Here is a 12,496-nt window from a genome sequence, read left to right as displayed (position 1 = left end):
CCGTTCGAGATCGAGACACAGATCGACGTCCCCTCGGTCGCAGGGGGGGCGTCCCGGCCGTGGATGGCGACCGTCTCGCCGGACGGTCGGACGTTGCTTGTCGAACACGACGAGGGCGAGTCCGGGACCGAGAGCCTCTGGGATCTCGCAGATCCCGCGGCACCCGAGGAGACGACCCGTTTGACGGCCGACGACGGTCTCGGTGCCCGGCCGCTGACCAGCGAGATCGGCCCGGACTCCGAGCGATGATACGTCCTCACGCCGGGCTCGAACGCTCTCACCGTTATCGATCTCGAGGTCGGGACGGTCGTCGACCGGATCGATCTGGGTGGGTCGGCCTTTGTCGGGACGTGGGAGCCGTCACGGACGACACTGTACGCTCCGGTCCAGACGACCGACGAGGTCGCCGTCATCGATCACGAACGCGAGGCGATCGTCGACCGAATCGACGTCGGCCCGAGTCCGTACGGGGCAACGGCGGCCCGGGTCCGGCCCCAAGACGACCCCGCCGCCGCGGTTTCGCTTGCGATGGCCCGCCTCGGTGTGGACGGGTCGACGGAGACGACGTACTGTCTCGGAAACTGTGCGTGTGGCCACCGGCTCTGATCCGACCCCGACCACGGCGTGACGATTTCGGGACGGCGCTTCGGCCGTGTGCGGACAACACACTAGCGGTCAAGGGTTAATCGGGGGCACCCGTTCAATTCGCGTATGAGAGTCACTCGACGCCGGTTCGTCGCCGTGGCCGGTCTCGGTGCCGTCGCCGGGTGTACGGGGGGTGCCGACTCCGGAACCCGAACCGGAACCGGAACCGGACCCCGAACCGGGGCCGACACATCGACCGCGACCGAACCGAGTGCAGGGGCCTCTGTTCCGGTCGACGAGACGGTGCCGACCGCCGAGGAGACGCTTCCCCTGCCGATGGGCGGCGACGAACTCCGGTCCCGCGCCGTCTCGGGCGGGCCGCCCAAGGACGGCATCCCGTCGATCGACGACCCGAAGTTCGTCGGTAGCGATGCGGTCGACTTTTTGGACCCGGGCGACCCCGTCTTCGGCGTCGTCCACAACGGGGTGGTCAAAGCGTACCCTCAGAAGATCCTCGTCAATCACGAGATCGTCAACGACCACCTCGACGACCTCCCCGTCGCGGTGACGTACTGTCCGCTCACCGGCACCGTTCAGGGGTTCGAACGCGGCGAAACGACCTTCGGGGTCTCCGGTCGGCTGATCAACAACAACCTCATCATGTACGACCGCGCCACCGAGACGTGGTGGCCACAGATCCTCGCCACCTCGATTCCCGGCCCGTGGAACGACCTCCCCAGCACACGCTCGCTCCGGGAGTTCGGACTCGTCTGGACGACCTGGGGATCGTGGCGGGAGACACACCCGGACACGCAGGTTCTCTCGACGGATACCGGATCGGCACAGAACTACGGTCGGGACCCGTACGGGTCGTACAACCCGCTCAGGGGCTACTACAAAAACGGGAACACGTTGTTCGAGACCTTGGAAGAGGACGACCGGTTCGACCGGAAACACGTCGTCCTCGGCGCCCGGACCCCGGACGGAGCCGTCGCGTTCGACAAGGCGACGCTTCTCGACGAAGGGATCATGACCGGTGAACTTGCTCGAACCCCTGTCGTCGCCGTTGCCGACCCCCGTCTCGACACCGGATACGTCTACCTGAACCCCGAGGAGCGGACCGTCACGGCCAACGGCACGACGGTGTCGGTCGGCGGGTCGTCGCACGACCCGACCACCCTCCCTCTCACGAGGCTCCACACCTTCGACGCGATGTGGTTCGCCTGGCACGGCTACTACCCGGAAACCGATGTCTACGCGTGACGGTCTCGGCCGGATCGGCCGTGCTGCTTCCCGGACGCTTGCGGCCGTGAGGGCCGTTCTCCGCCGGCGCGATGCCACTGCCGTCGCCGCTGCGACGGGCCTTGGCTACGTTCTGTTATACCTGTACGCGCTTGGCCACCTCGCGCCGGGCATCGGTGGCGTGGACGTGACCGTCGTCGCCGGCGCCTTCGCGAAGTTCTTCCAACCGGCGCTCGGTCCGCTCTCGTTTACGCCCGTTGCACGCGTGTCTGTCGGCCCAGTCACCTACCTGTTCTCGCTCAACACGGTGTTGGGACTCGGTATCGCGGCGCTCGTCGGGGTAAACCTCGGGATGACGTATCTCGCGTGGCACCAGCCCTCGGCTTGCGGGATCGGGACGTCCTCGTCGGGGGTTCTCGCCGGCGTCCCGGCCGTTCTCTCGGGGACGGCCTGTTGTGGCCCGGTCGTGCTCTTCGTTTTAGGCGTTCAAGCATCGGGGATCGTCGTGACCGCGTTCCAGTTTCTCCTGCCCGTCGCCGTTGTGTTGCTCGTAGGGAGTCTCGTCTTGGTCGGTCGACAGGTCGACCCGACGGCGTTTTGAGCGGCCGGTCGTCGAAACGGGGGTCGACCGTTGTCGGGTTCGGGCTACGCTTTCGCCCCGGTTCATAATGACTCCGGCCGCGAGACCGGTCGGGCGGCCGGAGGCCTCACATAGCGTGGGGTCCGGAGTGACCCGTTTCTTGAGGTCGCGCCCACGGCCGACGCCCAGTACCGACCCGTCCGGGCCACCGAGGGGGTTAGATGTTCGTTTCCCGTCGGCCGCCTCCATGGCGTATGCCTCGGTCTCACACTCACACTCACACTCACACTCACACTCACACTCACACTCACACTCACACTCACGCTCGCACCCGATGGCCCGCCCCGGCTAGTTCCGACCGGGACCGTCGGGGGGGAGGGGGAGGGGTGTCACGCGGAGTTTGAGGGTTGAACCGCCGGATCACGAACCGACCGCAACGGACACCGCGGAGTCCCCCACGCTTTCCCGGACCGACCGACCCGTTCGATCCGTCGCCTCACTGCTACAACCCACTCCGGTCGCGCACGGAACGTTTGTGTGTGCGCCCGTCCCAGTCACGACCCCATGACCTACGCCGCCGACTCGATCGACGACTTTCTGTCGGCCGTCGCGTCGGGGGCCGCCGTTCCCGCCGGCGGAACGACGGCGGCCATAGTCGGCGCGACCGGCGCGGCGCTCTGTGAGATGGCCCACCTCCACAGCAGCGATGCGGCCGACGCCGACACCGACACCGCCGCCGAAACCGGGACGACGGGCGCCGACCTGCCTTCGATCCGCGACGACCTCCGGTGGTATCGGGGACGACTGTTGACGCTCGCCGACGCGGACGCCGACGCCGTCGCGACGCTTCTGGCGACCCAGCCGACCGACGATGTGAGCGCGACTCCCGAGGCGAAGCGAGCCACCGGCGTCCCCCTCGCGATTGCCGAGGCGTGTTCGGCCGTTCTCGATCACGCGCCGGTCGTGACCGAGGCCGGCAGCCCGGTCGTCGTTCCAGACGCCGTCACCGGCGCGTTTCTCGCCCGCGCCGCGGTCCGAGCGGCCGTGTTCACCGTGCGACACAACGCCGACCGGTCGGCTACCCCCGCCTTCGCCGACCAGATGGTCCGGCGCGCCGCGGCGGTGGAACGCGACGCCGAGCGTGCCTGTGAACGGGTGATTGCGGCCGCCGATGCCCGCCACTGATCGGGAGATCGGCACCCAACCCCGATCACCGGCCGGTGTGCGACGGCCTTATAGTCCTTACCCACAGACCCGACAGCACATGGACCGACGGACGCTTCTAGCCGCTGCGGGTGCCGGTCTTGCCGGCCTCTCGGGGTGTGGGTCGGTGGGGTCGTCGGATGGCCCCACTCCGGAGTCGACCGGTTCGCCCCCGACGACCACGCCGACCGGAACGACGACGACAACGACGCCGGCGCCAACGACCACCCCACCGGAGCGACGGTACCAGCCACAGATGCTCGATGTCGCCCTCGTCTCCCGGTGGGCTACCCCCGGCGACCTGGATGCAAACCGCGTCGACGTTCTCCGTCGCGGCCGACCCGCCGTCGTTGCCTTTCGCTACCGCCTCCGTGTCCCCTCCGGCACGATCTATCTCAAGGAGGGCGTCGATATCGTGGGCAACGACGACTTGATCGTCCGGCACAACCGCGAACGGGACCGAACCGTCGACTCCGCGGGGGTTTACACCTGGGAGGACGCCGTCTCCCTCCGGACCGACGCCTGGCCACTCGGCGACCTGACAGCGAGCGTGGCCATCGGCGAGCTACAGTTACACCGCACCTCGGACCCGCGCTCGGTGTCGTTCGAACTCACCACCGACTGAGGCGGTGTACTCCGTCGCCGCCGGCCGGTTCTCGATCGTAGCCCGCCTCGTCACGAACCGATAACGACGAGCGAACGGATACCCGACGGAACCGTGACCGTCAGGACCACCACCGACCAACACCGGCCACCGAACCCCCTGCCGGCGGCACGCACCTGCCACAACGGACCGATGCACGAACCGTGTGAGTCGGACTGACACGACCCACGGCCGTCTCGGAACGCTCCGTGTTCTGGTGGGCCACACACAGGCTTCGTGCCCGTGCCGTCGTGCTACCACCTCCCCACTCCGAGAACGAGACCTGTGGGAGGTCCCTAGGTATGACCGAACGAACGCGCCGTCAGCGGAACGGAACGCCCCAGGTACGATGTGGAATAGCTGTTCTCCCCGGCCACCGCTGAAGTCACGTCGGCAGGATCCGAGGGGCAACTCCATCCGACCAACCGAAAAGAGGGGATTTATCAACAGCCAGTTCATGAACTCAGGTGCGGGTAAGACGCCACACGGCTCCGTACCGACCGGAGGTGTCTGCCGTGGAAACGCTCGGTTGGTGTAGTCCGGCCAATCATGTTGGCCTTTCGAGCCGACGACCAGGGTTCAAATCCCTGACCGAGCATCGCCGCAGCCGTTGCCGAACGAGACGAGTGAAAAAAGGTTGGGCCGGGGGACGATTCCCCCGCCACAGTGGTCCGAGTCCTCGACCGGGTGTCACGGGAGATGCCCACGGGAAAGACACACGGGAACGAACGAGACTCGACACCGAGGTCAGCGACCGGCCACGCCACGGGCCGGCACCGACGGCAACCGCCGGGGTGTGAAGTTATCGACGATGGATCGTGTTGGGTAGTGATACGGTCTCAGTGGCTCCAGCGCCCGACCGGTACCGACAGACGCCGGAGCTAGCCCATGCCTCCAACCGACACACGTCTTCGCGCTCGCCCACAGTCAGAGCGGCTGTCCGAGGATACGATCTTCTCGATTCTGAGCAACGAGCGGCGGCGGTACGTTCTCCGCTATCTCGACCGCGTCGAACGCGAAGCGGAGTTGGGCGACCTCACCGAGCGGATCGCCGCGTGGGAGAACGGGGTTGAGGTTGGCGAGTTGGAATACGACCAGCGAAAGCGGGTTTACACTTCGATCCACCAGACACACCTGCCGAAACTCGACGACGCGGGGGTCGTCGACTACGACCACGACCGCGGCACCGTCGCCCTCGCGGCGGGGGCCGCTGACCTCGATGCCTACCTGGCCGCCGTCGACAACGATGGACAACGGTGGAGCCGGCGGTACCTCGGTCTGTCCGCGTTGTGTCTCGCGGCCCTTGCCGCGGCGTGGCTCGATGTGTTTCCACTCGCCGCAGTCCCGGAGTTGGCGCTTGCGACGGTGGTCGCCATCGTCTTCGGCGTTTTAGCGGCCACTCACGCGTGGGTGTCGCGGTCGACCGGTGTGGACGCCGCCTCCACCGACTTCGACACCGACACCGACACCGACACCGACATCGAAACGGACTGACCTCCTCAGCTCAGCCACTCGTCGGGCTTCGTGTCGTAGTCGATGTCGGCGGCGGCGATCCGTTCTTTGAGTTCGGGATCGAGTTCGTGTGTCTCGAACTCCTCGCCGTCGTAGCGGATGCGCCTGCCGACCTCCGTTGGCGTCGGTTCGCGGTTGCGGCGGCGAGCGATCTCCAACTCGTGTTCGTCGTACTCGGTGACGACCGTCATCAGATTAACCGGCCGACCCCACAGGTCGTAGGTGCGTTCGAGCACCTGTTTTGCTTGTTCGATGTCGAGTGCGATCCCGTTGTACTGGTGGCCCAACAGCAGTTCGTTTCGGTTCTCGAAGTTGCCGTCGTACACCGCGACCGTCGGCTTCCCGAAGTTGGTGAACTGCAACAGGAGTTTCTTTTTGACGTCTTCCGGATCGGTGGACGCAACCCGGAAGTCGGCAGTCGCCTCGGAGTACTCGTAGGTGAAGTAATCGTTCTCGGTGACGAACTCCTCGGAAAGAAAGGCGTCGATAAAGGTCACGTCGTTGTGGCTCTCGCGGAGTTCCCGCATCCGCTCCCAACCGACGGTGTAGTCGACGGCTCCGACGGCGTCGGCCACGGTGTCGTACTTTGCGTCGTCGAACATATACCGCGCCAGCCGTTCGAGTTCCGCCCGCGGGATGCGACGGAGAAAGCCGCGGTTCTGTGGCCGACACAACGAGAAGTGTCGCTCGGCGAGCCCGGCCGTCGTGAGCACCTTCCACGGGTATCGGTCCACGTTCACGTCCATGTCGCCGTCTCGCGCCCGTTCCACGGCGTCGGCGTCGACGCGTGGGTCGGACGGATCGAGGTCGTCGAGTGTCTCTGCGGTCACCGACTCGATCTCCGGGTCCGGTGCGAGTAGCTCCGCCACCTCCTCGAAGTCGATCACGTCGTGGAAGTTCCGCCACGTAACACCCTCGACGCGCAGGAGGTTGTCGACCACCTCACGTCTGTTTGTCACGTTCTCGACGTACTCCCAGAGTTCCATCCCGAGTTTGTAGGGGTTGAGTCCGGGCGATCCGAGTACCCGCGCCATATGGTCGGCGTAGGTGACGAACTCGTCGCCGTCGGCGAAGTTCTCGTCGCCCATCATGAGCGACTCCCAGAAACTGGCCCAGCCTTCGTTCATCACCTTCGTCATCTTCTGTCCCGCGAAGTAGTACGACTCCGTCCGCAGGATGTCGAGAACCTCCTTCTGCCACGGGTCGAACTCCTCTGCTCTCCCCGTCTCCTCGTCGAACTGTCGGCCGTGTTCCTGCAGGAAGGCGAGAACGTCCGCGTGTGGTTCGTCCAGACGCGCCGCCGCCTCCTCGGCTTCCGCCAGGTCGTCCAACCACTCCTCGTCGAAGGCCTGCCGACGCACGTCGTCCGAAACGTCCAGGTCGTCCAATCGCTCCCGAAGATCCGGCGGCGCGTCGCTCTCGCGCCGTTCGTCCGCTCGCGCGAACGCCCGATGCTGGTCGATCGTATCCTCCAAACAAAGCACCGCGTCGATAAACCGCTCAACCTCTTCCCGGTCGATGTCGGGATCTTCGACGTGGCTCCTGATCGTCTCGCCGTGGCGTTCAAGCATCGCCGCCGCGTCCAGATCGGACCGGTCGTCGCCTTGGCCGTCGCCGAACAAACCGAACCACTCGTTGTTGGCAAAGAAGTCGGCGTGGGCCTCGACGTGGGTGATAACAGCCTTCTGGTCGGCCAGCGAGTTTGACTCCTGTAGAAAGGCGTGGGCTGGGTTGTCGTTGTTGACGATTTCGAACGCCTTGCCCATACCGAACTGATCCTGCTTTTGCTGGCGGTCGTAGGCCATCCCCCATCGCCAGTGGGGGTAGCGCTCTTGAAACCCGCCGTAGGCGATGAGTTCGTTCATCTCGTCGTGGTCGACGATCCAGTAGTTGACCGGATACGGCTCGAGACCGAGTTTTCTCGCCAGATTCGCCGCCTCTTCGACCGGTTCGGTGAGGCGGGTCGCTTCTCTCCGTGCGTTGATGCGGTCGTCTCTCATTCCGTGTCCTCCGTACTCAGGATCCGATAGATGGCGTCGGTCACGTCCGCGGGGTCGGAGACGTACGTGACAACGACGCCCGTCTCGTCCTCGAAGGCGCGTTCGACCTCCTCGGCGTGTGTGGCGTTGATCGCCGTCCCCCCCGGCTGTGTCTCCACGTACGCGTGGAGATTCGCCGGGATCGACTCCATCATCGGAACCACGTTCTCTTTGGTGTCGTTGCTGGAGTTCTCCGAATCGCCGGCGGCGAAGACGTACCGGTTCCACTCCGCCCACGGGTACCGTTCTTCGAGTATCTCCGCGGCGAGTTCATACGCCGACGAGATCCGCGTGCCGCCACCAGAACGGATGCCGAAGAAGTCCTCGCGATCGACCTCCCACGCCTCGGCGTCGTGGGCGATGTACACGAACTCCGCGCGGTCGTACTTCCCGGTGAGATACCAGTCCAGGGGCGTGAACGTCCGCTCGACGAGTTCACGCTTCCCCTCGCGCATGCTCCCCGACACGTCGCGGATGTTCACCACGACGACGTTCTTTTCGGTCTCCTCAACCACCTCAGGGTGGCGGTAGCGCTCGTCCTCCCGCCGGAACGGAACCTCTTGGATCCCGTCTTGGCGGATGCGTTCGGCCGTGGTCGTCCGTTCGACCGACCCGGCCATCTCCTCGAAACTCTCCCAGCGACCCCGCTCCTCGTCGGGGATCGACGCCCACTCGTCGTCGATCCACGCACGCGAAACGAGGACGTTCTGTTCGCGGCACCACCGGAACACCGCGTCGGGAGTCGCTCCCTCGACCCGCATCGCCTCGCGAACGAACTCCTCGTCGAAGTCGGTCGCAAGCTTCCGTTTCAGCCCCTTTTTGAATAGGCGCTCGAAGTCAAGTGTGCTGTCCGGGCCGGCGCGGGTGAGTTCGGTGAAGTCTCCCTCGACTTCCTCGACGACCTCCTTTCCTTTCGGCTCGAGGTCGAGACCGAGTTCCTCGTCGAGTTCCTCCGCGAACTCCTCGGGGTCCATCTCGTAATATTCGTGGTCACCCGCCTCGTCGCCGGGTTCGCCGTCGTCATCGCCGTCGTCGTCGCCGTCGGCGGGTTGAGGCTCGCCGACCGGCTGTCCGACATCCGGCGTGTCGCCGTCGCCCTGACCAACACCGCCGCGGTCACGGGGGTCGTAGGCGAACTCCGGAAGGTCGATCATCTTGATCGGCACCCGGATACTGTCGGCGTCGCTCCCGCCCAGGTCACCGTAGCGGATGAACTCGGTCAGGTCGTCCCGCCGGCGTTCACCCACCTCCCGGAACCGGTCGAGATCCTCTCTCAGTCCCATCGGTAGCTCACCTCCCGCATCACCTTACGACCGGTCAACTCCGCCGAGGCGGGCGAGTAGCCCATCTCTTGGAGATTTTCGAGCGTCTCGGCCTTGCGCCGCGCCGTCTCGGTCCCCGACGGCGGATCGGTCCACTGGACCGGATCGAACTCCTCGAACAGGCGGGCCACATCGCTCCAGTCGTGGGTGTCGAGCACCGCTCGGATGACCGGGATTTCGGAGATATCCACGTCCTCGATCGCAAAGTCCTCGTCCCGATTCTCCCACGCGTATCGGTTGATCGCGGTGATGACCTTCTCGTTTCGGAACTCGGCGACGCGCTCCGTTGGCTCCGCGCCGTCGTACGCGCCCTCGCCGAACCGCCCGAGATGTTCGGTCTCGAACACCTTCATCAACAACGGATCGGGGTCGGCGGGGCCCCGATCGGTCGACACCTGTTCGTCGTTCGCCCACGCGAAGACGTGTTCGACGTACTCCGCGACGGTCGCCTCGTCCACCCCCTTTTCGGCTAAAAGGGCGTCGAGTACGTCCGCCTCCTGACGGTCGAAGATGTGGCTTTTGACGATGGCGAGGCGGTTCTCGTACTCGGCTGCCTCCGCCCGTGAAAAAACGGGCGCGTCGGCCAATCCCTCGGCCATCGCGTCCAGTACGTCGTCGGGCATGACGACCCGTTCGACCGGAAGGTCGGGGTGTTCGCGGTCGGCGTCGGATTGGAGCAGGTCAGCGATCACATCCCGCGTGTATGTGACCGGCACCCCGTGGCTCCCGTCGTCGCCGTCGAAGTCGAACTCGTCGGCCTCGATCCGTTCGTCGCCCTCCTGCAGATAGCCCTGATCGAAGAGCAGGGCCTTCTCGACAAGGCTCCGATTTCCGGGCACATCCTCGCCGTCCAACCGCGTGACGACGCTGTACAGTGCCGCCGCCTCGACGGTGTGGGGCGCGAGTTCCCTGTCGACCACACCGGCACCGTCGTCGCGCACAGACAGCGTCAGCCCCTCGCGGACCCGCGATTCGAGGTCCGCGTATCCGTCCGCCTCCCAGACGGCCGTCTCGCTTGTCAGTTCGCGGCGGAGCAGTTCCGCCTCCAGTGAGAGGTTGGTGAGATAGCCGAACTGATGTTTATCGAGGCGGCGCTTGAGCGCTTTCAGCGGATCCCGACCGTTTCGGTCGGCGTACTGGTCGAGTTCCACGTCGAGGTCGGGGTTCGAAATGATGAGCAACTGCGTGTCGATGTCCATTCCGATACCCTTGTCCAACTTGACCCGTCCCTCGTCCGGGACGTTCAACAACTTTCTGAGCAGGTCGGCGTGCTGGGCGGCGTCCTCGACGATGGTCACCAGGCCGTTGCCCTGTGAGAGAACGCCGTCGTAGGAGAACGCCTGTGGGTTCTTTCGCCCCCGCGAATCCAGTTCGCGGAGCATTCCCGGCATCCACGACCCAACCAGCCGTTCTTTCGGCGTGCCGTCGTCCTCGGAGTGGAGCACACCGATTCCCCGTCCCACGTCGACGACGTAGTTTTTCACCCGAAGATGTCGCGGATCCGTGACCGACGAAAAGAGGGTTGTGCCGCCGGCCCGACGGTATCGCTCCTCAAGAATGTCGTACGCCTCCCGACAGAACGGATCGAGGTCGGCCTCGACCCGCGTCGGGATGTGGTCACCTCCGTTGAGTTCCTCGAGGATCGACGTCCGAACCCCGTCCGGAAACACCGAGAGCGGGTGGGACTGCACCGGACTTTCGTACCAGTCGTCCTCGCGTTCGACCCCGTCGCCGTAGCTCAGACCGCGGTCCTCGGACGCGTTGGCGATGTTCCACTCGACGGTGTAACGCCGCCCCGCCTCGGTCTTCGAGTACTCCCGGAGGCCGTTGATCAGACAACGTTTGAGTTCGGACTTGCCCGTTGCAGTCGGGCCGTCGAACCAGATGATCTTCTCGCGTTTGCCCCGGTCTGCTGCGATCGTCCGGAGGTCGTCGACGAACCCGTTGAGCGTCTCTGTGTTGCCGAGAACCGCGTGCTCGCCGTCGTTGGCGGGGTCGTCGAAAAAGCGGTACCGCTCACGCTGTTCGCCTTCCTCGATCACCGTCCGCGTCCCCATCGACTCGATGGCCTCAAGCAGATACTTCGGCGCGTGTGAGGCGATGGAGGGCCGGTTCATCGCCCGCTCGATGTACGCTTCGAGGCTCATCGGCTCCTCGTACGCCCCTGAGAGTTCCTCGTCGGCGGCTCCGATGTAATCCGTCATCCTTCGAGTTCGCTTTTTGCAACCTCCGCGCCGGCGAACTCGAGAACTTCGGCGGCCCCCTCTCGGGAGTACCCCTGTTCGATCAGCGCATCGATCCACGCGCTCCGCTCGTCGTCGTCGAGTTCGTTTGCGGACACCAACGCGGAGAAGTTGATGTTGTGCTTTTTGTCCTCCCAGAGTTTGCGCTCCAGCGCGCGGCGCAAGCGGTCGTTGTCCTGTGGGTCGAACCCTTCGCCCTCTCGGGCCCGACGACTCACCCAGTTCGACACCTCCTGTCTGAAGTCGTCCTTGCGGTCGCCCGGGATCTCCAATTTCTCCTCGACCGAGCGCAGGAACGTCTCGTCCGGTTCCTGTTCCCGGCCCGTGAGGTCATCGGTGACGGTAGCGTCGTCGATGTACGCCATCACGTGATCCATGTACTTCTCGCCCTGTCGCTGGATCTCGTCGACGTCGTACGCCAGCGCATGACGGACGTCCTCGATGGCCCGTTCTTTGTACTCCTCGCGGACGAGTTCGAGATAGCGGTGGTAGCGGTCGACGTTCTCCTCGGGGATCGATCCGTGATTCTCGAGGTTCTTTTCGAAGTGGCTGAACACCGACAGCGGGGAGAGGTACTCCCGGTTGCGGTGTGTGGCGTCCATGATCGCTTCCGCGATTTCGTCGCCGATGAACCGGGCCGAGACGCCGTCCATTCCTTCGGCGATATCCGCCTTCTTCTCGCCGGTCTCGCGGAGTTTCTTGACGTCGATGTCGTCGGTCTCGTCGATCTCGCCGTTGTATGCTTTTGCTTTCTGGACGAGCGTGACGGTCTCGCCGTCTGGCTCGGTGAGCCGGGTCAGAACGCCGAAGAGGCCGGCCATCTCCATAACGTGTGGCTCGATGTGCATATCCGGCACGTCGGCGTTCCGGAGCATCTTGCGGTAGATTTCGGCCTCCTCGCTGTACTCCAGCACATACGGGAAATCGATTCGCTTGGTGCGGTCGTTGAACGCCTCCATCTTCTCGTCGCCTTTCTTGTCCCGGTACTCGGGCATGTTCGTCCGGCCGACGATCACCTGATCGATGTCGATCCGTGGGTTGTTTTTTGGCTTGATCGTCTGTTCTTGAGAAGCGTGGAGAAAGTCATACAGGAACTCCCGTTGGAGCTTCAACAGTTCCTCGCCGGA

8 protein-coding genes, 1 tRNA gene and 2 pseudogenes are annotated in these 12,496 nt (G+C 64.9%); 7 read left to right on the top strand and 4 right to left on the bottom strand.

The genetic code is table 11. The features are described from left to right. The 7 genes and pseudogenes from Q0925_RS01780 to Q0925_RS01750 form a co-directional block, all read left to right on the top strand. A pseudogene (locus Q0925_RS01780) lies at positions 1-249 on the top strand (hypothetical protein); the annotation flags it as partial. Between the two features lie 462 nt (positions 250-711). Beyond that, positions 712-1,848 (top strand): DUF3179 domain-containing protein, encoded by a 1,137-nt coding sequence (locus tag Q0925_RS01775; protein ID WP_299331227.1) that lies wholly within the window; start codon positions 712-714, stop codon positions 1,846-1,848. 46 nt (positions 1,849-1,894) lie between these two features. Next, positions 1,895-2,428: a hypothetical protein gene (locus Q0925_RS01770; RefSeq protein ID WP_299331225.1), complete on the top strand. Its 534-nt coding sequence runs from the start codon at positions 1,895-1,897 to the stop codon at positions 2,426-2,428. A gap of 543 nt (positions 2,429-2,971) precedes the next feature. After that, positions 2,972-3,592 (top strand): cyclodeaminase/cyclohydrolase family protein, encoded by a 621-nt coding sequence (locus Q0925_RS01765; RefSeq protein ID WP_299331223.1) that lies wholly within the window; start codon positions 2,972-2,974, stop codon positions 3,590-3,592. A 79-nt stretch (positions 3,593-3,671) separates the two neighbouring features. Continuing rightward, entirely contained in the window at positions 3,672-4,235 is a 564-nt protein-coding gene (locus Q0925_RS01760; protein ID WP_299331220.1) for a hypothetical protein, read from the top strand. 541 nt (positions 4,236-4,776) lie between these two features. Next, a tRNA-Glu gene (locus tag Q0925_RS01755) sits at positions 4,777-4,851 on the top strand. A 290-nt stretch (positions 4,852-5,141) separates the two neighbouring features. Then, positions 5,142-5,747 (top strand): DUF7344 domain-containing protein, encoded by a 606-nt coding sequence (locus Q0925_RS01750; protein WP_299331218.1) that lies wholly within the window; start codon positions 5,142-5,144, stop codon positions 5,745-5,747. 5 nt (positions 5,748-5,752) lie between these two features. On the opposite strand, the gene Q0925_RS01745 is transcribed toward Q0925_RS01750, so the two are convergent. From Q0925_RS01745 to Q0925_RS01730, 4 genes and pseudogenes are all read right to left on the bottom strand, one after another. Then, entirely contained in the window at positions 5,753-7,765 is a 2,013-nt protein-coding gene (locus Q0925_RS01745) for a SpoVR family protein (protein WP_299331216.1), read from the bottom strand. Further along, the gene (locus tag Q0925_RS01740; protein ID WP_299331214.1) at positions 7,762-9,087 is read right to left on the bottom strand and encodes a YeaH/YhbH family protein; all 1,326 of its coding nucleotides are present in this window, start codon (positions 9,085-9,087) and stop codon (positions 7,762-7,764) included. Before Q0925_RS01740 ends, Q0925_RS01745 begins: the two co-directional genes overlap by 4 nt. Then, positions 9,078-11,330, bottom strand: a complete 2,253-nt coding sequence (locus Q0925_RS01735) for a PrkA family serine protein kinase (RefSeq protein WP_299331213.1) — start codon at positions 11,328-11,330, stop codon at positions 9,078-9,080. Before Q0925_RS01735 ends, Q0925_RS01740 begins: the two co-directional genes overlap by 10 nt. Further along, positions 11,327-12,496: pseudogene (locus Q0925_RS01730) on the bottom strand (serine protein kinase PrkA); the annotation flags it as partial. The pseudogene Q0925_RS01730 and the gene Q0925_RS01735, both read right to left, overlap by 4 nt.

This window comes from Haloplanus sp. (assembly GCF_028275055.1).
Classification (GTDB): Archaea; Halobacteriota; Halobacteria; order Halobacteriales; family Haloferacaceae; genus Haloplanus.
Note: the sequence above shows the minus strand (reverse complement) of the source record. Positions and strands in the feature narration are given on the sequence as shown.

Bases quoted from the DNA above. Each gene is read 5' to 3' on its own strand.
- Q0925_RS01740 (WP_299331214.1), bottom strand. From the start codon at position 9,087: ATGGGACTGAGAGAGGATCTCGACCGGTTCCGGGAGGTGGGTGAACGC.
- Q0925_RS01775 (WP_299331227.1), top strand. From the start codon at position 712: ATGAGAGTCACTCGACGCCGGTTCGTCGCCGTGGCCGGTCTCGGTGCC.
- Q0925_RS01735 (WP_299331213.1), bottom strand. From the start codon at position 11,330: ATGACGGATTACATCGGAGCCGCCGACGAGGAACTCTCAGGGGCGTAC.
- Q0925_RS01765 (WP_299331223.1), top strand. From the start codon at position 2,972: ATGACCTACGCCGCCGACTCGATCGACGACTTTCTGTCGGCCGTCGCG.
- Q0925_RS01745 (WP_299331216.1), bottom strand. From the start codon at position 7,765: ATGAGAGACGACCGCATCAACGCACGGAGAGAAGCGACCCGCCTCACC.
- Q0925_RS01760 (WP_299331220.1), top strand. From the start codon at position 3,672: ATGGACCGACGGACGCTTCTAGCCGCTGCGGGTGCCGGTCTTGCCGGC.
- Q0925_RS01750 (WP_299331218.1), top strand. From the start codon at position 5,142: ATGCCTCCAACCGACACACGTCTTCGCGCTCGCCCACAGTCAGAGCGG.